Here is a 24,834-nt window from a genome sequence, read left to right on the forward strand (position 1 = left end):
GGCGGCAGATGAAGTACGCATGGCTACCGTTGAGTGCCTATCTCTCATTTGACCACCTCAGCAAGGAGGTCTGTCGCCTACTCGACGGCTACGGGTCTGAGCGCACGATAAATTTTGAATAGCCACTTAGCACCCAAAATAGTCAGAAAAAGGCTAGACAGATCCCCGCAAAACCTCCGCATACCCACTTGAGCTGCTCTATTTTTTACGTGCTCACAGTTCAATCTCTCTTTACGACTAACGCCCGTATTTTTGGCTGATTAGTAGCAAAGCGAAGAACCAGCCTGACAGTATTTGTTGTTAGACCCTGATGTTTACAATCCCATACTTTCATCACCATCACTGCCGGCGCATACGGAAGTACTCATATAATCGCTGGTATTGGGCGTCTCGTGCAAGCTGTGGCCCGGCTTGAGCTATCTCGTCCAAGCATTGACCCAACTCACGGGGTGCCCATTGCTGTTCAGAAATCAGCACATTTAGCAACAGCAAGGCATCGTTGGGGAACCTGCTGCACAGACCGGATCCATGCAACTGACGAACGACATAATGAGGATGTTCTATTGGCTGTAACCAGTCAAACACTGCAGCCAAGGCCGCGGGGAACTCACCTCGAGCAGCAATCACCAAACGCGCTAGCGACTCTGCAATTCTCGGGGTGGCGAGGTCGCGAGACTTTGGCCAAATTTTCTGCCAGAAAGGTTGAGCACGATTTTTCCAATAATCCTCACGTTGCTCGCCGGCACCCTTTAACGCTTGCGATAATGCTTGGGCGCACTTTTCCAGCCCCTCTTGTGGTAATGAACCAATAGCAGCACGGAACTCATCTACAGTGTATCCCTCGGCCGGGCCTAATGCAACGTAAGTCAGGAAGGCAGCGAACTGCTGGCGATGCTCGCCAAGATCGGTGTAATGATTTGCGCTATCGAGTAACTGCTGTTTGATTTCGATCAACAAAGGTTGATACAAGCGCGGCGACCAAAGAAAACCCTCCCAAACGGCCTTTGCCTCCGTGAGATTGCCCCAACTGAAAAGAGGTAGCAAATGTTGCTCTGTCCAGATCCGATCCACGCGGAATAGTGCGATTAGTCTCGACCCAAGGAGAACACGGCCGTGGCGGAATCGGACTACCTGAATATTACAAAGAGAGGTAAAGAAGGGCTTAATATTTGCAGGAAGCAAATCGTTGTCGTTCGGATTTTGCTTGAACCACAAATTGATGATGGCTTGAGTGACATGCCCAACCGGATGATTAATGGCCTCCATAACAGGCTGATGGAACGGTTGGCCGTTGCGCCCCCCTGTGCCAGCATCAATGTCTAGCGCTAGTACACGGCCGCATAGGTTCAGTAAAATATCTTCGTGTCGATCTACGTCCTTTGATGCCTTTTCCAACCACCAGGTAATGCTGTGAGCAATTTCTTTTATTACGGCATCAGGCATAGCCTGTACCAATGGTGGAATGTATCGCCAAGCACGTGATACCAAGCTATCTTCCGCCCATACCTGAAGGGCTTCTCTCCAGCGCTCGGTTGGCCATTCTCCTCTTTGAGACAAATCATATAAGGCGCCAATGCTGTGAAAGAAGCGGGTGCGGCAAACATCACGCCACGTATCTTCGTAGAATGGTCGTCTTTCGGGAACTGGTTTTGATAGCCATTTTACCAGCTCCTTTCGTTTGCGAGGGGCAATATCTACGTCTCGTTTGTCCTCGTAGTCAGGATCACCGGTGCCACTCATCCAGTGTGAGAATTCATCACTCTCGTTAGCCGCCAATTGCCACTGCGGGAAAGCATTGGATATTTCCGCCAACCGTATTGCTGCAGCTTCGCCAAGAGCAAGCCCAGACGAATTTAGTTTGGCAAGATGCAGCCAGACGGAGTGAGCTAACAAGTCCTGCCATCGATCATGCTCTAAATCATCTCTGTACATCTCGCGAGGAGGGCCAGCCAAGATGGCTACCTCCAGACGCTCTTGGGGAGTTCCATCCAACAACCGCCCTTTCAGAACTAACAGCCGATAAACTTCTCGTCCGGTTTCAGTGGACCAGAGCCACCAAGCACCATCGGACAAAAGCCACTCCACCCATTGCCTAGGTTGTATACTGTTATCCTGGCTGGCTGCAAATAGTGCCAGACGCTTGAAAGTAGGGTACGGAAAATCGAACCAAGCTTGTGCGATACGTGTACTACGAGCATTGTCACTTGCATGCAGAGCCAGCCACGAATCACGGAGCAATTCAATCAAGCTTACCCAATCATGGTACCCACGGTTTTGCCAGTGAGGCGATATAGATGGTAAATCCCAGTGCGATCTGTCGCTCTGATCGTTGGCTTCTCCCACCTCCCGTAACACATCCAGCGCATCACGCAGTAGTTGCTGAAAATCCTCCAACAAGAGTGGTAGAGCTGATGTCCACTGCGGGTCGGCCATGTCCTGCAATGCTGAATGCACATGGTCAGCGGCCAAAACAAGCTCCCAGTCTACTAATTGCCTAATATGAGAGGGTTCATCATCTATGCTCGAGTCATTGCCATTCCAGCGAAACGGTTTTTTAAACGCCACTTTGGGACTTAATAACTCGCGAAGTTCCAGACGCAGCGTGGTAGTGAGACCCTCTCTCTTTAATCGGCTTTGCCAGTGATACAGGTCAGAATTGTGCCATGGCGATTTCACTCGGCTACTCAGCAAAAGCCTCCAAAACGTCTTCATCAACGGACTGGGAATAGCCATTGGGGCTTGTGATCGTATTTCGTCAAGCTCGGACGTGTTACCCTCCTGTTCCAATTTGAAGAAACGATCTAACTCATTCTCGATCAGCCACGACCAACGATCGTGCAACTGTCCACCTCGCTCCGCAATCCATATAACAAGTCTTGGATCATTTAGGTGGCGCGTAAGCCAGCGAGCCAGTTGAAACATGACCTCATCCCATTGGCTACCGGAAACACCACCAGAAACTAACAGCATCGGCGGTGCACGATCATAGGGAGCAGGACGGCGAACTAAGCTAAAGCATAATTTGGCGTCAACTTCGTCACGCGGAGGCACACCAAGGCGAGCCAAATCGCTGTGCTCGAAATTCTCATGAGCAAATGATTCTAATAACCAATCTAATGAGGGAGCGGGATTGAAGTCAGCGAAGCGTTTTGCGGGCAATCCGGACTTATCTGACAAAGCCCACAGCATTCGGCCGACAAAATCGTCCTGCTGGGTGCTTGCCTGAGGCTGAGTTAAGGCATGTTTGACGACTATAGCCTCTTTACCCTGTACTCCATCGCGATAAGTTTCTGCCCAAGCATGCAGAGTTTTGTGCAACCCAGAGTGATCATGAGTGCCAGTAGGCACTTCATAGAGAATTGGCCTAACACCTTTAGCTCCCCACTCAATGCTCTTCCGGTGTTCCTCACCAGGCTCGCAGTCGCCCAATGCCCAGGCTTGTGGTGTCACCTCGCCTAGCATACGGTCCGCCGCCAACGCATCCATCATATAGCGAAGAACCGGGTCATTGATGCTGTAGCCCACGAAGCAGACCACATAGTTGCGAAACAACTCACTGACAAAACGTGCCGCCCAGCGTTCTGTGAGATAGGCCAAACCAAAATCACCGCTGGTGACAACTAAGCGGTTCAGCGAAGTGTCATCTTCCTTATTAGGTAGCAGACCATGAAGATACACCAGTCCGTTCCAGCGACTGTTTTTAGGAATTGGCAACATCGGGGCAGCATAGGATTGCAATGTCTGCCCCGTACGTTTTGCCGCCACATTAAAGATACTATCGAAGTTAGTTGTCACCATCCGCAATGCGCCATCTCGACTACCGGCAAGGCACAATAATGCCGCTTGCGTATCGATGGCTCCTTTACGTCGGAGCTTTGGTTTCAGGGCCTTTGCTAAGGCACGGCGAACTGTTAACCGCTGGCCAGGTAGACGATGCTCTAGTAGATCAAGCGTTGCGTCAAACTGACCACGATCAAAAGCCTCTTTTTCAATCTCAGAAAAAGTAGTTCCGCATTCGCGATAGATTTTCTCTACCAAGCCTTTAAAACCAGGAAGCCCGGCGGGGTAAGATATTCCGGCTCCACAGAAAAACACCACTCGACCTTCCTCGTGCGCTTGCACGAGTGCATCTGGTATGTCAGGGCCGTTGGTGATGAACTGCATACCTTCTGTTCCCTACCCAATGTCCAAGCGTGTTTAAATTGTTGAGACCCTATACCTAACCCACTAAAACACTGATTATAGCGCGGTAGTATAACACCAATAATTGTGCGTGCTAAACATCCCTAATGAACGTGCTTGCTGCATTTTCCGACATGTCCGCTCAGGGTCGAAAGCGGCCACAGAAAAACCGGTATGGCTGCGGGAAACGGCGTTCTGCCATTTCCCGCAGCCATGCCGGACGGTCGATGAAAAGTCAGTGGGTGTCGCTGCCATGTCGCCTTCCCTGCTCCCTGGGTCAGCCCTGTTGCCGAGCTGTTTCCGTTTGTAATGCACCCAGCCTAGCTCAGTGAGCTTCGGTTGGCCAACGGCGCGTTGGGAGTATGCTGGTGGCTCACTCGGAAACCCAAGGAGCCCGGACGATGATCGACGAGAAGGATATGGCCTACCTGGAACGCTGCGTGGCGCTGGCGGAGCAGGCGCTGGAGGCGGGGGATGAGCCGTTCGGCTCGGTACTGGTGAGCGGGGATGGCGAGGTGCTGGCGGAAGACCATAACCACGTGGCCGGCGGCGACGCTACCCAGCACCCGGAGTTCTTCCTGGCACGCTGGGCCGCGGAGCACCTGACGCCCGAGCAGCGGGCGCGGGCCACCGTCTATACCTCCGGCGAGCACTGCCCCATGTGCGCGGCGGCCCACGGCTGGGTGGGTCTGGGGCGGATCGTCTATGCCAGCTCGTCGGAGCAGCTCATCGGTTGGCTTGGGGAGATCGGCGCTTCGCCGGCGCCGGTGGCGCCGCTGCCGATCCGGCAGGTGGTGCCCGATGCCGTGGTCGAGGGGCCGGTGCCGGCCTTCGCCGAGCGAATCCGCGACCTGCATAGGCGCCTGCACGGCGCTTGACTGGCCTGGCCGCTCGTCACCGAGCGGCCGAGCGGTGCCTCTTGATCCGGTACATGTCGCCATCCGCATGGCTCAGCAGGGTGTCGGCATCCTCCCCGTCGTAGGGATAACAGGCCACGCCGATACTGCAAGAGGGCGCGATCCCGTCCAGTTCACCGCCCAGGGGCTGGGAAAGGACCGCGAGAATCTGCTCCACCTTCCTGGAGACGGCATCCGTCGAGTGGATGTCCGTCAACAGGACGGTGAATTCATCGCCGCCCATCCGCGCCACCGTGTCCGTCTCTCGCACGCAGCCTTCCAGCCGTCGTGCCACCGAGCAGATCACACGATCCCCCACCGCATGGCCGTGGGCATCATTGATGCGCTTGAAGTCATCGAGATCCAGAAACAGCAGCGCCAGGCCGCTTTGATGGCGGTGGGCCGCATGCAGCGCCGATTCCAGCCGATCATAGAACAGCGAGCGGTTGGTCAGCCCCGTGAGCGCATCATGATGGGCGAGGTAGCGCAATTCGTCCTCGGCCTGCCTCAGGGCCGTCACATCCCGGGCGACACCGATCCGCACCCCCTCCTCCTCGTACCAGCGGGCAGACCACAGGATATGAACGATACCGCCATCCTTGCGGATATAGCGGTTACGGAAATCGATGTGGGACTGTCCCTTCATGACCCGGGTGATGGAGGCCAGAGAGGCCGCCAGATCGTCCGGATGCATGTAGTTCGTGATCGTCGTCCCCGTCAGCTCGTCGGCACGGTAACCGAGCAGTGCCTCACAGGCATCGCTCACGAACACGATCTGGTTGTCCCTGTCGACCACGAAGACCGTGTCCAGCATCAGGTGGACCAGCTTGGGATAGAGGGCTTGAAGATCAACGGGCATGAGTCAGGGCGTCCGGTTCGCGAACATCGAGTGTATCCCGACCTTGGCGGGAGACGGTAGGCATCCTGGGGCCGTTACGCCCCACCTGCCAAGGATACGGTAGGCCTCGGGCGTCGCCTCGTTGCCCACCTCTTCCGTCGCACCATCCGGCGAAACTACGCGATTCACCCGCGCCTCCATGTCGCGGGCCATGGCAACGGTGGCGGCCTCGAGGCTCAGGGCCAGAGCCGCACGGGCCTCGTCGAGGGCCTCCTGCAGCTGCGCCTCCATGGCCGGGCGATAGCGTGCCTCCTGCCCCTTGAGCAAGGCGTATTCGCTGCCGGCGATGCCGGCCAGGGTCGCGGCCGTGGTCAGCGTGCCCACCACCACGGCCCCCGGGCCGGTTGGCGAGATGGCTACCGCCGCCGCCCCGCCGCTGGCCAGGGAGCGCGGCGCCGGTCCCAAGACGCAGCGCGAGGCTGCGCAGCGCCATGCGGCTGCCCTGCACGGCTGCGCCGGCTCCCAGCCGCCCGGCCAGGGCGCGGCCCGCCACCAACCCCACGCCGCTTCCCCCCACCGCCGCTGCACTCCATCGCGAACGATCCAGGCCCTCATCGAGGGCGTGCTGCAGCACGGCGTCCAGATCGAGGGCGGGGCTCTCGCCCTCCCCCGGCTCGGCGGCCACCTGGCGCGGGGCATAGCGCTCGTGAAGCGTGGCGGCCAGGCCCTCGGCCATCGCCTGCTGCTCGCGGGCCAGGCGTTCCGGGTAGTCCGCCTGGAGCTGGACCAGCGCCGCCTCCAGGCCGCTGGGAACCACCAGCCGCTCGTGGAGCTGTTCGTCCAGCCACCCGTCCAGGTCGCCGACCAGGGCCACGGCGAGCCGCTGGTAGCTGCCCGGCGCGGAGAAGTACCAGTCCAGATAGCCGGGCACCGCCGCGGCCAACGGGTCGAAGGCCGCCTCGAGGCGCGTCTCCCACCAGGGCGTCATGCGCGCCGCGAGCCGCGCCTGGGCCTCGCCGGTGAGCGTCGCCAGGTCCCGGGTGAAGTCGGCATGGGCCTGCGCATCCAGGGTCAGCGACTCCCCCGCCACGATCACCCGGAACAGCGGCGCCTGGCTGCGCGACTCCAGCCAGCGGTGGCCACCCTCGAACAGCACCAGCAGCAGCAGGACCACCAGCAGCGAGAGCCCCCAGCGGTGCCAGCCGCGCGTGGGGGCTTGCCCCTCTCGACGAGGCAGGGTCACGTCGCTCACGGGGTCTCCTCCTGGCGTCGATTCACTATCCCCTCGCCGCGCAGCACATCGGCACCGACCAGCAGGCGCACGAAGGCCCAGGCAAGGGCGCCCTGGGTCAGCAGCATCAGCAGCCAGCCCAGCAGCGCCAGCGGCGCCCCCAACGACAGCTGCGCCTCGGCGTTCTGCATCGCCCAGGCCCGGATGATCTCGGCGGCGGCCGCCAAGCGTTCGAAGAAGGCGAGCAGCGATCCGCCCTCGCCGGCCGGCAGGTGGCGCAGGAGCGCCGCCTCCCAGCCCAGGTCGACGAGCCATGGCTGGGGCAGCCACAGGGCCAGCCCGACCAGCGCCAGGGCCAGCAGGCCGGCGGCCGGCCCCACCAGCAGGCGCCGGGTGACCGCCGGCAGCCGCGCCTCGATCACGTGCGGGGCCAGGCGCTGGTGCAGCCAGCCGCGGGCCAGCGCGACGCCGAATGCCCCCGCCAGCAGCAGCGGCCAGGCGGCCAGGGGCAACCCCCGCAGCTTCACCAGCAGCACCAGCGCCAGCAGGGCGCCAAGGAACTGGTGGCGAGCCACCATCAGGGCGCCGCCGCGCAGCCGATGATGCCAGGGGGAGCCGTCACGCAGGTACTGCCCCAGCCAGGCACGGCGCCGCAGGCGGGCCGCCTCCAGGCTGCCTGCGGCGATCAGCTGGGTGGCCAGCACCCAGGCGGGCAGGAAGAGCCAGCGGGCCCAGGCACTGCCCGCAAGCGACCAGAGCAGCAGCGCCAGCACCGGCAGGACGAGGTGCCACGAGAGGCTCGAAAGATGACCGGCTGGGCGTCCCATGGCCATGATCCCTACCGGGCCAGCACCTGCTCGATATGGGCCTCGCAGCGCCGGTGGGCCGGCCGCTCGCGCAGCCCGGCCCAGTAGGCTTCGAACTCCGGGCGGCGCGGCAGGGTGCCGAACTGCATGCCCCAACCGATATGGGAGCCGACGTAGACATCCGCGGCGCTGAAGGCATCGCCGGCGATATAGGGCCTGCCCGCCACGGCTGCGGCCAGGGTCTCGACCAGGGTCCAGTAGTCGCCAGAGCCCAAGCGCATCGCCTGCTCCGCCGTGGGCGCAACGCCGAGGTCGTTCAGGGCGATGGCGCTCTCCAGGGGGCCGGCGGCGAAGAACAGCCAGCGGTAGTAGTCGCCCCGGGCGGCGGGCGGCGGTGCCAGGCCGGCCTCGGAGAAGGCATCGGCCAGGTAGGCGCAGATGGCGGCGGCCTCGGTCACCACCGTCTCGCCGTGGCGGATCGCCGGCACCTTGCCCAGCGGGTTGATGGCGAGGTACTCCGGCGTCTTCATGGCGGCGCCGTACTCGAGGGTCACCATGCGATAGGTGGCGCCGAGCTCCTCGAGCATCCAGTGGACGATGCCGCCCCGGGAGAGCGGGTTGGTGTAGAAGATAAGCGGGGCGGGCTCATCCTGAGCGCCAGCGGCCGGGGCTGGCTCGGCCAGCGCCGCCGGCGGCAGCTTGACCTCCGGCGGCAGCACATAGCCGCGGCCCGGCTCGTTGACCACCTCGACCCCCACCGCGCGCAGCACGGCGATGTCCTGGTAGAGGTGGCGCAGGGTCACGCCAAGCGCCCTGGCGAGTTCGGGCCCGCCTATCGGGCCCTGGTGGTGGCGCAGCACCCGGAGCAGCTCCTGCAGGTGAGTCGTTCGAGTCATGGGCGTTTCCTCGGGCAGGTAGCGGGTGAACGCGTTCCCGCCGGCGAGGCGGAGACGAGAGCATCATCATGGCCCTGCCCGGGCCCGCTGGCCAGTCACCCCCGCCATGCCGACAGGCGCCACACCCGAGGGGCGTCAGCCGGCGGCCTTGGGGTCGGTGATCAGGCCGTAGGTCTCCGGGCGGCGGTGGCGGCCGAAGTTGAAGATGTGCTCGCGGATCTCGCGGGTGCGATCGAGGTCGCAGGCGTAGGTGATCAGCTCGTCCTCGACGCTTCCCGCCATGGCGACGATCTCGCCGGTCGGGGCGATGATGCAGCTCTGGCCGAGCAGCTCGCAGCCCTCCTCGCGGCCCGCCTTGGCCACCCCGACGACCCACATGCCGTTCTGGTAGGCCCCGGCCTGCATGCAGAGATGGTTGTGAAACCCCTGCAGGTGGTCATGGGTCGGCACCGGCGGGTAGTGCATCGGCGTGTTGTAACCCAGCATCATCAGCTCGGCACCCTGCAGGGCCAGCATGCGGTAGGTTTCCGGCCAGCGCCGGTCGTTGCACAGCGCCATGCCCATGGTGCCGCCGAACGCCTGCCAGGTGCCGAAACCCATGTCGCCGGGCTCGAAGTAGCGCTTCTCCAGGTGCTGAAAGGGGCGCCAGGGCTCGTGCTCGTGATGCCCCGGCAGGTGCATCTTGCGGTACTTCCCGACGATCTCGCCGTGGTCATCGACCAGGATGGAGGTGTTGAAGTGGCGCACCCGCCCCGCCTCCCGGGCCAGCTCCGCGTAGCCCAGGTAGAAGCCCACCCCCAGCTCCCGCGCCGTCTCGAACAGCGGCCGGGTCTCGGGGCCGGGCATCTCCTGCTCGAAGAAGGCATCGACCTCGGCCGGGTCCTCGAAGTACCAGCGCGGGAAGAAGGTGGTCAGCGCCAGCTCCGGGAAGACGACCAGCTGCACGCCGCGGGCGTGTGCCTCGCGCATCAGCTCGATCATGCGGGAGACGGCCTGGCGGCGGGTCTCGTGGCGGCCGATGGGGCCGAGCTGGGCGGCGCCTACGATCAGTTGACGGCTCATGGGGACTCCTTTCGGTGAGCGAATGGGGGACAGGCGTGCTGACGGGGCGTCATTCGCTCAGGCCCAGCAGGACCTGCAGCAGCACGTTGGCACCGGCCTCGAGGTCGTCGGGCGCCGTGTACTCCTTGATGTTGTGGCTGATGCCCCCGACGCTCGGCACGAAGATCATGCTGGTGGGGCAGACCCTGGCCAGCATCTGGGCATCGTGGCCGGCCCCGCTGGGCATGCGCATCACCGAATGACCGAGGGCCCTGGCGCTGGCCTCCACGCGGTCCACCATGGCGGGGTCGAAGGGCACGGGATCGAAACGTGCCAGGGTGCGGCGCTCCACCTCGATCCCCTCCTCCTCGGCCAGCTGCGTCACGAAGTCGGCCAGGGATCGCTCGGCCTGCTTGAGGAGCTCGTTGTCGGTGTTGCGCAGATCCACGGTGAAGCGCGCCTGGTTGGCCACAACATTCACCAGGTTGGGAGAGAGCGTCAGGGCGCCCACGGTGCCGACCTGGTCCCCGCCGAGGCGGGTCGCTAGCTCGCGCACGAAGGTGGCGGTGGCCATGGCCGCGTAGCCCGCATCGTGGCGCAGCCGCATGGGGGTGGTGCCGGCGTGGTTGGAGGTCCCGGTGAAGGTGAACTCGGTCCAGGAGATGCCCTGCACCTTTTCCACGGCGCCGATCGTCACGCCGGACTCCTCCAGCACCGGCCCCTGCTCGATGTGCAGCTCCACGAAGGCGTGTACGTCCGGTGCGCCCACCGGCGCCTCGCCCCGGGCGCCGATGGCGTCCAGGCAGTCGCCGACCCGCGCGCCGTCGATGCCCCGGGTTTCGAGCGCCTCCTCCAGGGGCATGCCACCCACGTAGACCAGGCTGCCCATCATGTCCGGGGCGAAGCGGGCGCCCTCCTCGTTGGTGAACGCCGCCACGCAGAGCGGGCGACGGGTGGTGATGCCGGCGTCGTTGAGGGTCTCGATCACCTCGAGGCCGGCCAACACGCCCAGGTTGCCGTCGTAGAGGCCGCCAGTGCGCACGGTGTCGATGTGGGAGCCGGTCATCACCGGCGGCCCCTCCTCGCGCCCGGGACGCAGGCCGAAGAGGTTGCCCATGGCATCCACGCTGACGCTGAGGCCGAGCTCCCGCATCCAGTCGATGACGCGCTCCCGCCCCTGGCGGTCCTCGTCGCTGAGCGCCAGCCGGCAGACGCCGCCACCCTCCAGGGCACCGATCTCGCCCAGGGCGGCCAGGCGGGCCACCAGGCGTTGGCCGTTGATTCGCAGGGCATCACGCATGGGTCGCCACCTCCGCCATCACCTCGGCCGAGGAGCGGCCGACCAGTTCCCGATAGACCGCCTCGTCGGTGGCCCCCTCGCTGCCGATCAGCAGAACGCGGCTCTGGGCATCCAGGCCGAGAGCACTGCGCAGCGCCGGCTCCTGGCTCGCGATCAACAGTCCCGCCAGGCCCGCCACCGCACTCTCACCGGCCACCAGCGGGGCGTCGCCGTCCACGCCATCGGCCAGCAGCCGCATGGCGTCTACGGCGGCGGCGTCGCTCACGGTCATGAAGTCGTCGATGCCCTCGTCCAGCACCTCCCAGGCGAGCAGGGAGACCTCCCCGCAGGCCAGGCCCGCCATCAGGGTCTCGAGCTCGCCCTCCACGGCGGTGGGCGCGCCGGCCCGGGCGCTGGCGTAGAGGCAGGCGGCCTGCTCGGGCTCCACCACCACGACCCGCGGCCGATCGGCCCCGTAGGCCTCCCAGAGCTGGGCCAGAGTCGCCGCGGCAAGCCCGCCCACGCCACCCTGGATGAAGCAGTGGGTCGGCGGCGCGTCGAGCTGCTGGATGGCCTCGTCGACCATCACCGTGTAGCCCTGCATGACATCCCGCGGCACCGTCATGTAGCCGGGGTAGGAGGTGTCGGAGACCACGAACCAGCCGTTCGCCTCGGCGTCGCGCGCCGCCTGGCGCACCGAGTCGTCATAGTTGCCGCCTACCCGGCGTACCTCGGCACCGAAGCGGGCGATGGCCTCCTCCCGGCCCCGGGAGACGGTGGCATGCAGATAGATCACGCAGCGTGCGCCGAACTGCTGCGCCCCCCAGGCCACGGAGCGGCCATGGTTACCGTCGGTGGCGCAGCACACCGTGATCTCGCCGACGGCCTCGCGGTGCTCCCCCGCCAGCAGCGCCTCGGTGGTGACCCCCGCCGGCAGCCGCGACTTGAGCAGGCGCAGCACGGCGTAGGCGCCGCCGAGGGCCTTGAAGCTGTTCAGCGAGAAGCGGTGGGCCTCGTCCTTGTAGAACACCTGGCCGACCCCTGCCGCCGCCGCCAGCCCCTCCAGCGCCAGCAGCGGGGTGGGCCGGTAGCCCGGCCAGGCGCGAATCTCCTCGCGGGCCTCGCGCATGGCCTCCTGGGTCAGCACGGCGCGAGGCCGCGGGCCGATCGGCTCCCCGCGCCGGGCGCGCGGATTGGCATGGTGATGCAGGGTGTCGTGGGGGATCAGGGGTTTCATGGGCATCCTTGGGCTGGCCCCGGGCCTGGCGCTGGGCAGGCTCACGCCGGCTGGCTGGGGGCATAACGAAAATGGGGGTGTGAACGGGCGTGATCGAATGCCATCCAATCTGAAATACAATTTTCAATCTGTCAATGATTGAAAATCTGTTTCCAATCGCGACCGAGAATGGCATCATCGCCCCATGACCCAACGCCAAGACCCCCACTCGCTCGAAGCGCGGATCCATGAGCACTACGACGCCCTGCCCCCGGCGGAGAAGCGGCTAGGCGACCTGCTGCTCAGCTTTCCCGGCGACATCGCCACCTACAGCGCCGGAGAACTGGCACAGGCGGCGGGCACGTCCCGCGCCGCGGCCTCGCGCTTCTTCCAGCGCCTGGGGTATCGGGACTTCAACGAGGCGCGCCAGCAGGCCCGAGAGGCCAAGCGCTGGGGCTCACCGGTCTATCTCTCCTCCGCGTCGCCCTCCGGCGGCCAGCCGGGCTCGACCCAGGCGAGCCAGCCCATTGCCGACCACCTGGCCCAGGAGCGCGACAACCTGACCCTGACGCTGGAGTCGATCCGCCCCGACCGGCTGCGGGACGCCGTGGATGCCCTCGCCCACGCCAGGCGCGTGCACGTTGCGGGGTTTCGCAACAGCCACATGCTGGCCAGCTACCTGCAGCGGCAGCTGCAGATCGTGCGGCCCGACGTGGCGCTGCTGCCCCGGGCGGGCCAGACCCTGGCGGAAGACCTCGTCGATATCGCCGAGGGCGATGTGCTGGTCATGGTGGGCATGCGCCGCCGCGTGGCCCTGGTCTCGCGCATCCTGGAGATCGCGCGCCGGCAGGGGGCCCGCACCCTGCTGCTGACCGACCCCTCGGCGGCGGAGCCGACCCAGAACGCCACCTGGGCCTTCGTCTGCGAGGTGCGCTCGCAGTCACTCTTCGACAGCTATTCCGCCGCCATGAGCGTGATGAACCTGCTGTGCAGCTCGCTGTTCCACCATGAGCTTCACCAGGGACAGGAGCGCCTGAAGCGGATCGAAACCCTGCATGACGACCTGGAGGAGCTCGATGCCTTGAGCTGGCTTACCCAGCGCAACAGCGGCACCACCACGAGCTGAGGAGCCCCTGACCGACCGCATCACGCGCCTGACAATTCCCACCCACTCCCCAGTAACCCCTCCCCCCATTCCCCGGAGATTCCCCACGAATCGCCCGGTGATTCTGCGTATTTATTCCCTTTCTATTTGTGGAAAGTGATCGCCATCATTACCGAACTTATCGGTCTATATTCCCCCAGGCCATAACACCGCCCCACTCCCGCCTTTCCCAACGCCTTGTTGCGGTGCATCGATGCACCATCATGATGAAGCGCCTCGCAAGCACCCCGTACCTTTCCACAGGTAACGAGGACTTATATCTTTGTTTTTATTAGACTTATCAAGAGGTGGAACGCTTATTGAATGGTGACAGCTAGCCGAATGACTCAAGAGCCAACGCCACCATGACAACGCTGCACCATCGCCTCACCCTCATCAGCGAAACCCTCAACCTCTGGGTGGAACGCCTGGCCGTGACCATGCTGACGATCCTGGTCGTCACCGTATGGATCGGCATCCTGTCACGCTATGTACTGCCCTGGAACCTGACCTTTACCGAGGAGCTGGCTCGCTACCTGATGATCTGGGTGGCCCTGCTCGCGGTCTCGCTCGGCATCTGCAAGCGCCAGCATGTCGGCATGCTGGTCATCTTTGACCGCCTGCCGCGCCTGATGCGCAAGACGCTGGCCTTCTCCTTCGACCTGATCGGCTTCGCCTTCTTCGCCATCATGTTCTACCACGGGCTGACCTACGTGGAGCGGGGCTTCAACCAGTCCACCATGATCTTCGGGATTCCCCGCGGCTATCCCTACCTGATCATCCCCATCGCCTCGGGCCTGGCGTGCCTGCAGCTCGCCCTCGGCGCCGCCCGAGACCTCCTCGAAAGAGCCCCCCAGCCCGCCCAGGTCCGCGCCTGAAGGATACGCCCCATGGCCATCGTCGCTTCCGCTTTCTTCCTTCTGCTCTTCCTCGGCATGCCGGTCGGCATCGTGCTGGGAGTCGCCGGCATGATCGGCATCTTCGACATGGGCGGGGGACGCTTCCTCGCCATGGTGCCCGACCGCTTCTTCTCCGGGCTGAACCTCTTCCCCTTCCTGGCGATGCCCTTCTTCATCCTGGCCGGGGAGATCATGAACCGCTCCGGGCTGACCATGAGCCTGGTCAACTTCGCCCAGGCCCTGGTGGGCTGGCTGCGCGGGGGGATGGCGCACTCCAACATGCTGGCCTCGGTGATGTTTGCCGGGCTCACCGGCTCCGCCACCGCGGATGCAGCGGCCTTCGGCAACACCCTGGTGCCGGCCATGAAGAAGGCGGGCTACTCCGGCCCCTATGCCTGTGCGGTGACCGCCGCGGGCTCGATCATCGGGCCGATCATCCCGCCCTCCACGCTGGCGATCATCTATGGCTCCCTGATGGGGGTGTCGATCGCCGGACTCTTCGCCGCCGGCATCATCCCGGGGCTGCTGCTCTGCCTGGTCTGCATGTGCCTGATCGCCGCCACGGCGCGCCGCCTCAACCTCCCCAAGGATGATCGCGGCCCGAGCCTGATGCGCATCCTCCGGGAGTTTCGCTACAGCCTGCTGGCCCTGATCCTGCCGGTCTTCATCCTGGCGGCGATCCTGACGGGCATCACCACTCCCACCGAGGCCGCCGCCCTGGCCGTCTTCTATGCGCTGTTCGTGGGCTGCGTCATCTACCGCAACGTCGGGCTGCGCGACCTCTACCAGATGCTCGCCCGCACCGCCCTGATCACCGGGGTGATCTTCCTGATCATCGCCTCGGCCTCGATCCTCGGGTGGTGGATGACCTTCAACCAGATTCCCCAGCTCATTGCCTCTGGCTTCCTGTCGATCTCCGAGAACCCGGCCGTGGTGGTGGGCATGATCATCGCCCTGCTGCTCTTCATCGGGCTGTTCATGGACATCAACGCCGCGCTGATCATCCTGGCGCCGGTGCTGGCGCCGCTGACCCTGGCCATCGGCCTCGAGCCGGTGCATGCCGGGATGATCATCATCCTCTCGCTGACCATCTCGCTGATGACACCACCGGTGGGGGCCTGTCTCTTCGTGCTGGCCTCCGTCACCGGCGAGCGCATTGAGGCGATCACCCGCTCGCTGTGGCCCTTCATCGTGGCCCAGCTGCTGGTGCTGATCGTGGCGGCCTACTGGCAGCCGATCACCCTCTTCGTTCCCCGCCTGCTCGGGCTGGCCGGCTGATGCCGGCCGCTGGCAGATCCTTCGCTCACGCGAGCGTCATCACACCCGACCACCCGACCGTCGTCACACCCAAGGAGCCACCCATGACCCCTACCCTTCGCACCCTGCCCTTCTCTCGCCGGGCCCTGGCCAGCGCCACCCTGTCGCTGGCCATGCTGGCCAGCGCCTCGGCCCATGCCGCCACCACCATGCGCATCGCCCACCTCAACCCGGCCGAGGCCACGGCAAGCAACTCCGGTGCCATGACCGCGGTCTTCAAGCAGCTGGTGGAAACCGCCACTGACGGCGAGCTCAAGGTGGAGATCTACCCGGCCGGCCAGCTGGGCGATGACGCCAACGTCATCAACCAGGTCAGCCAGGGCATCGTCGAGTCGTCGATCTCCTCGGCGGGCGGCATCGCCGAGCACTACCCGCGCATCGGCATCTTCGACATCCCCTTCGCCTTCCCGAACATCGGCGTCGCCACCGAGGTGATCGACCTCTCCAGCGACTTCGGCCAGATGCTGGCGGAGGACCTGGAAGGGCACACCGACGGGCTCAAGCTGCTGGGCCTGCTCGACAGCGGCGGCTTCTTCCATTTCACCAACTCCGAGCGCCCGATCACCGCGCCGGCGGACATGGAAGGGATGCGCATCCGCACCATGACGCTGCCCACCCACGAGGCCATGATCAACGCGCTGGGCGCCCGCGCCACGCCGCTGGCCTGGTCCGAGGTCTATACCGCGCTGCAGACCGGCGTGGCCGACGGGCAGATGAACCCGATCCAGCAGACCGCCTTCGCCAACTTCGATGAGGTGCAGGACTACCTGACCATCAGCAACCACCTGATCACCCCCTACCTGTGGCTGATCAATGACGAGTTCTACGCCAGCCTCTCCGAGGAGCACCAGCGGGTGGTCGACTGGGCCTCCAAGGTAGCGGTGGATGCCGGCCGCGCCATGTCGCGGATCATCGAGGCCTCGGAGGGCGGGCTGCCGAAGCTCTCGCGCGGCATGGAGGTCAACACCATCACGCCGGAGGCCCGCGAGGCGTTCGTCGCGGCCACCCAGCCTGCCGTGCGGGAGGTGATCGAGCGGCGCTATGGGGACGAGGGCGTGACCCTGCTCGACGCCATGCTCGCCGCCATTGAGGAGACGAGCCGCTGATCGAAGCGGCAGCAGGCGCCCGCGGCCGACGCGGCCCGGGCGCCACTCCCCTTCCTGTTCCTTCCTGTCCCTCCTGAACGAGGTGAACCGCGATGCACAAGGTCCTGGAACACCCCCGCGAACCGCTCAGCGAGAGCGAGATCGCCTTTCTGACGCAGCTGGCCCGGGGCAATGCCCTGACCGGCACCCTCCAAAAGCCTGAACGGCCCGCTTCCCTGAATACTTCCCCAACCCCTTCCCCGGCCGACGTCTCGGGCCCCCTCCAGGCGCTGCTGTCGCTGCTGCGACGACGGCTCGGCTGGTAGCTCGACTCCCCGGGCCACCGCCGGCCCTGCCCGGCTGGCCTTGGCCCAACATGCCGGGGGCCTGGATGCCGGCTCCCTTCGGGGGGCCTGCGCCTAACCGCTCTTCCTGCCGGAAAGCACCGCCGGCAGGAAGAGGCGCAGCGGCTCGCGGCGGATCTCCTCCCAGACCCCGGCCAGCAGAACGCCCGGCTCGATCCGGCAGGCGCGCGAGCGCAGCGCCACCATCAGCGCCAGGGAGAAGCTGACCCAGAGATTGACGAAGCCGATCATCATCACGAACAGCAGGCCGATCAGGAAAGGCCCCACGCCCTGGAAGTCGCTGAAGCTGGCGTAGCCCAGGTTCGCAGAGGAGAAGGCCACGTGGCGGATATCCAGTGGCAGGCCCAGCAGATGGCCCAGGTAGCCGGTCATGCCCAGCAACACGCCGAACAGGAAGTTGCCGGCAAGTGCCCCGTAGTTCTCGTGCAGATAGTGGGCGAGGCGCTGGCGTCGCGCCGGTGAGAGGCGCTGCAGGGCGGGATGGCCCATGAGCCGTCGCGCCAGCTGGATATGGTCGGCGCGGTTGTCGAAGAAGCCGGCGATGATCCCGGAGCAGAACAGCCAGATGCCGGCGATGGCCGCGTAGAGCAGGGCCAGGCTCTGGACCGGCGAGATGGCCCTGAGCTGGTAGGCGATCTGGTCGCTGGCCAAAAGGGCGCTGCCGCTCACCGCCATGGCCGCCGAGGTGATCACCAGGGCGGTGGCCAGCGCCGCGCAGACGTTGCCCCACACGGCCGCCCACTGGGAGCGGTTCACCTCCAGCAGCAGCCTGCCCAGCTTGCGGCTGACGGCTCGGCCGCGGCGGTTGCGCTCCACCTCGGCGGCGAAGCTCGCCGCCGTCATGGCGGGCTGCTTGGTGGCGATGGTGAAGTGCAGCAGGTGGACCAGCACGAAGCCCAGGCCGTAGTTGAGGCTCACCAGCAGGGCCTGGGGCAGCGGCGAGAGCCCCCAGGATTCAATGGTGATCTTGAGCAGCGCCATCACGGCGATGATCACCCCGGCCCCGGCGGCGGTGGCCACCAGGCCCAGGTAGCTGCGCATGTCCCGGGAGATATAGCGCTCGCCGTGGTCGCTCTTGTTCTGGGTGATGCTGCGCGACATCATCCGGGTGCTCTTCTTCCACACCGCGCGCAGGCTGCCCTTCTCCGCGGTCGCCAGCAGCAGCTCCTGCCACAGCGCGAGACCGCTTCGGGTGCAGGCGATCCGCGGCTGCGGGCTGGTCAGCAGGATCAGCCGCTCGATGCGCTTCAGGGTGTCCTCGAGCCGCTCGATCAGGTAGGAGGCGTTGACCGAGGAGCCGAGGCTGCCGGCCCCGCGCCGCCGGAAGCGGGCCACTTGGTCGTTGCACTGCGCGAGCATCACCCAGAGGTGGTCGATGGCCGGATAGTCGTCCCTGCACGTCTCCCCCGCCGCCGTGTCCCGGAACTTCACGAAGGCGTGGATCTCCCGCTGCAGGGCGATGAAGGGGGAGTCGATGCGGGTCAGCCGCTCGTCGATGCGCATCAGTTCGGGGTCGAGCTCCTCCGCCGCCACCCAGATGGCCAGCATCTCCAAGGCATAGAGGCACTCCTCCTGCAGGTGCACGCGGACCCGGCGGCGGGTCTCGGCATCCAGGGCGGCCAGCAGCACGCGGCCGAGGCGCAGCCAGCCATGGGCCGGCAGGGCCTCGAGCCAGGGCTTGTCATGGCGGGTGATCAGGCTTGCCAGCAGATCACTGGAGTCGTCCAGGTCCACCGGCGGCGGGTTCAGCCGATCATAGAGCCGGGTGGACATCTCGCTGAACAGCCCTTCCCGCGAGAGGATCCCCAGCCGCACCAGCGACGGATAGATCTCGAGCTCGGAGAACCGCCCGAGGATGCCCTCGGCCAGGGTACGGGCCCGCTCCGGGTCGTCGGCCAGCGCCCGCACCAGCGCCTCGAGGCGCTCGCCAACCCGCTCGGGCGCACCGGCACGCAGCCAGCCGAATAGGGCGGCCAGGCAGGCCTCCAGGGGGTTCTCCCCTGCCAGGGAGGCCAGGGCGTTATCCAGGTGGGAAGTCGCGGTCATGCTGGCGGGAATCCTTGTGGGTCAGGACCGGGGCGACACATGATGCCTCGCCCACGCCCCCTGAACCAGCGCGACGACAGGAAAGTCGAGCGTAAAAAAGCGGCGGGGAGCCCCGCCGCCAAGCCACCGATCGTCCTGGAAGTCGAACTTCCTTGCGACCGAGAGAGTGCTAGATCTCGAAGCCCAGGCCGAAGTCCTCGGCGCTGATCGCCATCAGCGACTCGGCGCCGGCCTCGATGGCCTGCTTGTGGGCGCGGGTGCGCGGCACCAGGCGCTGGAAGAAGAAGCGGGCGGTGTCGAGCTTGGCGCGGTAGAAGGCGGCCTCATCGCTGCCCTCGGCGAGTGCCAGGCGGGCCTGCTTCGCGGCGCGGGCGAAGAGGTAGGCCAGGGTCACGTAGCCCGAGTACATCAGGTAGTCGACGCTGGCCGCGCCCACCTCCTCGCGATCGGCCATGGCCTTCATACCGATGCTCATGGTCAGCTCGCCCCACTCGGCGTTGAGCTTGGCCAGAGGGCGCACGAACTCGGCAAGGGCGGTGTTGCCCTCCTCGGCCTGGCAGAACTTGTGAATCTCCTTGGTGAAGACCTTGAGGTTCTCGCCCTGGCTCATCAGCACCTTGCGGCCGAGCAGGTCGAGGGCCTGGATGCCGGTGGTGCCCTCGTAGAGGCGGGTGATGCGCGCATCACGCACCAGCTGCTCCATGCCCCACTCCTGGATAAAGCCGTGGCCGCCGAAGACTTGCACGCCCTCGTTGGTGGCCTCGAAGCCCACCTCGGTGAGGAACGCCTTGACGATGGGGGTCAGCAGACCCAGCAGGGTCTCGGCGCGCTCGCGCTCGGCGGCATCGCTGCCGTGCTCGACGATATCGATCATCTGGGCGGTGTAGAGCACCAGCATCCGGCCGCCCTCGGCGAAGGCCTTCTGGGTCAGCAGCATGCGCCGCACGTCCGGGTGGACGATGATCGGGTCGGCGGCCTTCTCCGGCGCCTTGGGCCCGGAGAGCGCGCGCATCTGCAGGCGGTCGCGGGCGTAGGCCAGGGCGTTCTGGAAGCTCGCCTCGGTGAGGCCGAGGCCCTGGATGCCGACGCCGATGCGGGCCGCGTTCATCATGGTGAACATGCAGGCCAGGCCCTTGTTGGGCGCGCCCACCAGGAAGCCTTTTGCCGCATCGAAGTTCATCACGCAGGTGGCGTTGCCGTGGATGCCCATCTTGTGCTCCAGCGAGCCGCACACCACACCGTTGCGCTCCCCCGGATTGCCCCCGGCATCGGGAAGGAACTTGGGCACCACGAAGAGCGAGATGCCCTTGGAGCCCTCCGGGGCGTCGGGCAGCTTGGCCAGCACCAGGTGAACGATGTTCTCGGCCAGGTCGTGCTCCCCGGCGGAGATAAAGATCTTGGTGCCGGTGATCTCAAAGGCGCCGTCATCGGTGGGCACCGCACGGGTCTTGATCAGGCCAAGATCGGTGCCGCAGTGCGGCTCGGTCAAGCACATGGTGCCGGTCCAGGTGCCCTCCACCAGCTTGGTCAGGTAGGTGGCCTGCTGCTCCTCGGTGCCGTGGTGGCGCAGGGCGTCGGCAGCGCCGTGGGAGAGCCCCGGGTACATGCCCCAGGCCAGGTTGGTGGAGCAGATCATCTCCGAGAGGACCATGGCAAGCGATGGCGGCAGGCCCTGGCCGCCGTGCTCGGGATCGGCGGCGAGGCTCGGCCAGCCGCCCTCCACGTACTGGGCGTAGGCTTCCTTGAAGCCCTTGGGCGCCTTCACCTCGCCGCCCTCCAGCCGGCAGCCCTCGCGATCGCCGCTCTGGTTTAGCGGCAGCAGCACCTCGCGGGCGAAGCGAGCGCCCTCCTCGAGGATCGCCGCCACCACGTCGGAGCTGGCCTCCTCGCCGCCGGGCAGGCGGGCGTAATGGGCCGGGTAGTCCAGCATCTCGTCCATCACGAAGCGGATATCGCGCAGGGGGGCCTGATAGTCGGGCATCTCGATCTCTCCAGTTCCACGGCCGGGCCACGTGGGGCACCGAGTCATAGGGACGCGAAGGCGGCGGCGGCCGCTTTCAAACATACGTTTGAAATTAGCCGCCGCCGCCTCGAGAGTCAAGCGCTCGTTTGATTTCACTGCTACTGCATGCGGATACCGCCGTCGAGGCGGATCACCTCACCGTTGAGCATCACGTTGGTGATGATCTGCTCGGCCAGGCGGGCGAACTCCTCGGGCCGGCCAAGCCGCTTGGGGAAGGGCACGGCGGCGGCCAGGGCCTGGGCCGCCTCGTCGGGGATCTCGCTCATCATCGGGGTCTCGAAGACCCCTGGGGCGATGGCCATCACCCGCACGCCGTGGCGCGAGAGCTCCCGAGCCGCGGGCAGGCTCATGCCCACTACGCCGGCCTTGGAGGCGCTGTAGGCGCACTGCCCCACCTGGCCGTCCATGGCGGCGATGGAGGCGGTGTTGATGATCACCCCGCGCTCGCCGTCCTCGCCCGGGGCGTTCTTCGCCATGGCGGCGGCGGCCAGACGCATCACGTTGAAGGTGCCCACCAGGTTGATGTTGATGGTGCGGGCGTAGGCATCCAGATCGGCGGGGTTGCCCTCGCGGTCGACCAGCTTGGCCACGCTGACCACGCCGGCGCAGTGCACCACACCGGCGAGGCCGCGGCCACCGCTGAGTTCGACGGCGGCGTCCACGGCGGCCTGGATGTCGTCACCGGAGGTGACGTCGCCGCGCACCGCCCGGGCGGCGCCGCCCAGCCGCTCGGCGTGGGCCTCCACGGCGTCGGAGAGGTCGCAGAGCACCACCCGGCCGCCCGCGGCGACCAGGCGTTCGGCGGTGGCCGCCCCCAGACCGGAGGCGGCACCGGTGATCAGAAAGGTATTGTCCTTGACGTGCATATCAGGTTCCTGGAATTGAAAGGCAACGATAGAGAGCGCTCGAGGCTGATCCGGCGCCAGGGCTGCGAGGGGGCGCTGTGAACCCCTCCGTGGGCGCTACCGATGCCATCCCTGGCATAGGACCCCCCTCTTCGCCCTGACCCCGGCGCCTCTCGCTTCAGAGACTTGCAGTTATCATTGCTCGGCGCCCGTCTCGGCCTTCTCGACGGCATCGGCACGCAGCTTGAAGCGCTGGATCTTGCCGCTCGGGGTCTTGGGCAGCTCATCGACGAACTCGATCACCCGCGGGAAGGCGTGGGTGGAGAGTCGCTCGCGCACCTGCTGGCGGATCTCGTCGGCCAACTGCTCGCTTGCCTCGAAGCCCTCGCGCAGCACCACGTAGGACTTGATGATCTCGCCGCGGATCTCGTCGGGCTGGCCCACGGCGGCGGACTCGGCCACCGCCGGGTGGGTCATCACGCTGTTCTCCACGTCGGTGGGGCCCACCCGGTAGCCGGCGGTGGTGATGATGTCGTCGTCGCGGCCGGCGAACTGGAAGGTGCCGTCCTCGTTTCTGATCACCACGTCACCGGTCAGGTAGTAGCCCTCGGCAAAGGGGTGCTTCTCCTGCCAGGTGTAGCCGGCGAAGAAGTGCGCCGGGGAGTTCTTGATGTCCACCGCCAGCACGCCCGGCTCGCCCGGGGGCAGCTCGTTGTACTCGGCGTCGAGGATCGCCAGGCGATAGCCCGGCATCGGCACGCCCATGGCGCCGACGTGCTTGGGATGGCCCAGGGCGTGGTGGTTGTTGCAGGTCATGCCGGTCTCGGTCTGGCCGTAGTGATCCATGACCGGGCAGCCCAGGGAGCGCTCCACCCAGGTCACCACCTCGGTGTTGAGCGGCTCGCCGGCGGAGCTCGCCGCGCGCAGCGACAGCGTCTCGTGGGCGTTGTCGAAGAGCCCCGAGGCCTTCATCAAGCGATAGGCGGTGGGCGCGGCGGCGAAGTTGGTGATGCGGTGGCGCTTCATGAAGGCGAGTGCCCCCTCGGCGCTGAAGCCCGCCTCGCAGAAGTGGGTGGTCACCCCCAGCAGCAGCGGCCCGGTGATGGCGTAGTAGAGGCCGTAGGCCCAGCCCGGGTCGGCCATGTTCCAGAAACGGTCGCTCTCGCGCAGGTCCACGGCCAGCTCCATATAGAGGGCGAAGGCGGTCATGGCGGCCAGCGGCACCGCCACGCCCTTGGGCTTGCCCACGGTGCCGGAGGTGAACATCTGCAGGAAGGGGGCGTCGCGACCCAGGCGCGGCGGGTTGGCCGCGATCGGCGAGTGGGCCAGCGCATCGGCCCAGTCCAGGTCGCCCGGGTGGTCGGCGTCCGGGCCACCCACCGCCAGCACCGGCGGGCACTGGGTCAGGCCGTCGAACTTGAAGCGGTTGGCGTGATCGGTGATCACCAGCTTGGTGTCGGCGCGCCCCAGGCGGTAGTCCACGGCATCCGGGCCGAAGGCGGTGAACAGCGGCTGGTAGACGGCGCCGATGCGCCAGGTGGCCAGCACCGCCACCAGCAGCTGCGGGGAGCGCGGCAGCATGCAGGCGATGCGGTCGCCCACCCCCAGCCCCTGCTCGGCGAACCAGCCGGCGAGCCGGGCGCTCTCGGCCTCGAGTTCGGCGTAGGTCAGGGTGTTGACGTTGCCCTGGGTGTCCTCCTGGACCAGCGCCAGCACCCCGCCGCGGCCGGCGCGCAGGTGGCGCCCGCAGCAGGATTCGAAGGCGTTGGCCTTGCCGTCACGGTGATCGTCCAGGCGGGCGATCATCTCATCGACGGAGAAGGTCTCGAGATAGGCGCGATAGTCGGGCAGGCTCGCTTGCGGGCTCATGACGGTCCTCATCTGGCGGTTTGTGGTTGTTGTAGGCTCTCTGGATAGATTCAGTTAACGTAAGCGTCAACCTATCAAGCGCTAGGTCCAAGCTAGCGACTCCTCGCGAACAGGGCAAGAGCGGGCGTTCGTGAAGCGACTAGACCATGGTCGAGCGAGCCGCCGGAGGGCAGCTCGGGGACGGGCAGCGGCGGGCAGGAAAGGGCGGAGCGGAAGCGTGGAGAGAGGCTCAGGCGGGACGACGGGTGATCATGGCCACCAGCTCGTCGGCCAGGTCGTCGGGGGTGCGGGGCCCTGCGGGGTCGTACCAGCGCACCGTCCAGTTGAGCGCGCCCATCACGAAACGCGACACCAGGAAGCGGTCGCCGTAGATCAGCCCCTCGGCCAGGGCCTCGTCGATCACCTGCTCCCAGAGCTCCTCGTAGGCGTCGCGCAGGTGGCTCAGGTGGGCGCGGGCGTCGGGGTCGAGGCGGCGCCACTCGTAGAGCGCCACCACGTGGGCGTTGCGGTCGGTGAGCAGGGTCTCCAGGTGGGCGCGGGCCATGGCGTGCAGCCGGGCGTCGGCGCTGGCGCCGCAGCGGGCCAGGGCCTCGCGGGCGATGACCAGGGCATTCTGGGTCCCCTCCTCGATCACCGCCGCGAGGATCTCCTGCTTGTCACGGAAATGATGGAAGAGGCTGCCGGACTTGATGCCCATCTCCTGGGCCAGCATGCGCACCGTGGTACGGTCGAAGCCCTCCTGGACGAACAGCTGGGCGGCCTGGCGGGTCAGTTCCTTGCGGCGCGGTGACTCATTCACTACATTCATCGACGTTTACACTAGCGCTTGCTTGGTTGACCCTGAGAAAAGCACAGC

The 24,834-nt window shown here is 65.7% G+C and carries 19 protein-coding genes and 1 pseudogene; 7 read left to right on the forward strand and 13 right to left on the reverse strand.

Going from position 1 to position 24,834, the window contains the following annotated elements; all coding sequences use genetic code 11:
• Positions 1-122 (forward strand): annotated as a pseudogene (locus tag DER72_RS09540) (IS630 family transposase); the annotation flags it as partial.
• A 217-nt stretch (positions 123-339) separates the two neighbouring features.
• On the opposite strand, the gene dsr1 reads toward DER72_RS09540, so the two are convergent.
• Positions 340-4,164, reverse strand: a complete 3,825-nt coding sequence (gene dsr1 / locus DER72_RS09545; RefSeq protein ID WP_110069828.1) for an anti-phage defense-associated sirtuin Dsr1 — start codon at positions 4,162-4,164, stop codon at positions 340-342.
• Positions 4,165-4,583: 419 nt separating this feature from the next.
• Here dsr1 and DER72_RS09550 point away from each other — a divergent pair, with 419 nt between their 5' ends.
• The gene (locus DER72_RS09550; RefSeq protein ID WP_110069763.1) at positions 4,584-5,060 is read left to right on the forward strand and encodes a nucleoside deaminase; all 477 of its coding nucleotides are present in this window, start codon (positions 4,584-4,586) and stop codon (positions 5,058-5,060) included.
• Between the two features lie 16 nt (positions 5,061-5,076).
• Here DER72_RS09550 and DER72_RS09555 read toward each other — a convergent pair whose 3' ends face one another.
• The 7 genes from DER72_RS09555 to DER72_RS09585 form a co-directional block, all read right to left on the reverse strand.
• Positions 5,077-5,937 (reverse strand): sensor domain-containing diguanylate cyclase, encoded by an 861-nt coding sequence (locus tag DER72_RS09555; protein WP_110069764.1) that lies wholly within the window; start codon positions 5,935-5,937, stop codon positions 5,077-5,079.
• Entirely contained in the window at positions 5,927-7,168 is a 1,242-nt protein-coding gene (locus tag DER72_RS09560) for a hypothetical protein (RefSeq protein ID WP_110069765.1), read from the reverse strand. Before DER72_RS09560 ends, DER72_RS09555 begins: the two co-directional genes overlap by 11 nt.
• Positions 7,165-7,974: a hypothetical protein gene (locus DER72_RS09565; RefSeq protein WP_110069766.1), complete on the reverse strand. Its 810-nt coding sequence runs from the start codon at positions 7,972-7,974 to the stop codon at positions 7,165-7,167. Before DER72_RS09565 ends, DER72_RS09560 begins: the two co-directional genes overlap by 4 nt.
• A gap of 11 nt (positions 7,975-7,985) precedes the next feature.
• Positions 7,986-8,849, reverse strand: coding sequence for an HTH domain-containing protein (locus tag DER72_RS09570; protein ID WP_110069767.1), 864 nt, complete (start codon positions 8,847-8,849; stop codon positions 7,986-7,988).
• A gap of 135 nt (positions 8,850-8,984) precedes the next feature.
• Positions 8,985-9,911, reverse strand: a complete 927-nt coding sequence (locus tag DER72_RS09575; protein WP_110069768.1) for an N-carbamoyl-D-amino-acid hydrolase — start codon at positions 9,909-9,911, stop codon at positions 8,985-8,987.
• A gap of 49 nt (positions 9,912-9,960) precedes the next feature.
• The gene (locus DER72_RS09580; RefSeq protein ID WP_110069769.1) at positions 9,961-11,190 is read right to left on the reverse strand and encodes a Zn-dependent hydrolase; all 1,230 of its coding nucleotides are present in this window, start codon (positions 11,188-11,190) and stop codon (positions 9,961-9,963) included.
• Entirely contained in the window at positions 11,183-12,406 is a 1,224-nt protein-coding gene (locus DER72_RS09585) for a diaminopropionate ammonia-lyase (RefSeq protein ID WP_219983260.1), read from the reverse strand. The genes DER72_RS09580 and DER72_RS09585 overlap by 8 nt, the downstream gene beginning before the upstream one ends.
• Before the next feature lie 184 nt (positions 12,407-12,590).
• Between DER72_RS09585 and DER72_RS09590 the strand changes: the two genes are divergently transcribed.
• From DER72_RS09590 to DER72_RS09610, 5 genes are all read left to right on the forward strand, one after another.
• Positions 12,591-13,511, forward strand: a complete 921-nt coding sequence (locus DER72_RS09590) for a MurR/RpiR family transcriptional regulator (RefSeq protein WP_110069771.1) — start codon at positions 12,591-12,593, stop codon at positions 13,509-13,511.
• A 383-nt stretch (positions 13,512-13,894) separates the two neighbouring features.
• On the forward strand, positions 13,895-14,407 hold the full coding sequence (locus tag DER72_RS09595) for a TRAP transporter small permease (RefSeq protein WP_110069772.1): 513 nt from the start codon (positions 13,895-13,897) through the stop codon (positions 14,405-14,407).
• A gap of 12 nt (positions 14,408-14,419) precedes the next feature.
• A complete protein-coding gene (locus DER72_RS09600) occupies positions 14,420-15,706 on the forward strand; it encodes a TRAP transporter large permease (protein ID WP_110069773.1) in 1,287 nt (428 codons plus the stop codon).
• A gap of 83 nt (positions 15,707-15,789) precedes the next feature.
• Positions 15,790-16,851, forward strand: coding sequence for a DctP family TRAP transporter solute-binding subunit (locus DER72_RS09605; RefSeq protein ID WP_110069774.1), 1,062 nt, complete (start codon positions 15,790-15,792; stop codon positions 16,849-16,851).
• A 92-nt stretch (positions 16,852-16,943) separates the two neighbouring features.
• The gene (locus DER72_RS09610; protein WP_110069775.1) at positions 16,944-17,156 is read left to right on the forward strand and encodes a hypothetical protein; all 213 of its coding nucleotides are present in this window, start codon (positions 16,944-16,946) and stop codon (positions 17,154-17,156) included.
• 93 nt (positions 17,157-17,249) lie between these two features.
• On the opposite strand, the gene DER72_RS09615 is transcribed toward DER72_RS09610, so the two are convergent.
• The 5 genes from DER72_RS09615 to DER72_RS09635 form a co-directional block, all read right to left on the reverse strand.
• On the reverse strand, positions 17,250-19,241 hold the full coding sequence (locus tag DER72_RS09615; protein ID WP_110069776.1) for a recombinase: 1,992 nt from the start codon (positions 19,239-19,241) through the stop codon (positions 17,250-17,252).
• Between the two features lie 169 nt (positions 19,242-19,410).
• Positions 19,411-21,222, reverse strand: coding sequence for an acyl-CoA dehydrogenase C-terminal domain-containing protein (locus DER72_RS09620; RefSeq protein WP_110069777.1), 1,812 nt, complete (start codon positions 21,220-21,222; stop codon positions 19,411-19,413).
• A 140-nt stretch (positions 21,223-21,362) separates the two neighbouring features.
• A complete protein-coding gene (locus DER72_RS09625) occupies positions 21,363-22,130 on the reverse strand; it encodes an SDR family NAD(P)-dependent oxidoreductase (RefSeq protein WP_110069778.1) in 768 nt (255 codons plus the stop codon).
• 174 nt (positions 22,131-22,304) lie between these two features.
• Positions 22,305-23,978 (reverse strand): AMP-binding protein, encoded by a 1,674-nt coding sequence (locus tag DER72_RS09630; protein ID WP_110069779.1) that lies wholly within the window; start codon positions 23,976-23,978, stop codon positions 22,305-22,307.
• 229 nt (positions 23,979-24,207) lie between these two features.
• Positions 24,208-24,786, reverse strand: coding sequence for a TetR/AcrR family transcriptional regulator (locus tag DER72_RS09635; protein ID WP_110069780.1), 579 nt, complete (start codon positions 24,784-24,786; stop codon positions 24,208-24,210).
• Between the last annotated feature and the right edge of the window lie 48 nt (positions 24,787-24,834).

This window comes from Halomonas sp. A11-A, assembly GCF_003182195.1.
Lineage (GTDB): Bacteria > Pseudomonadota > Gammaproteobacteria > Pseudomonadales > Halomonadaceae > Halomonas > Halomonas alkalicola.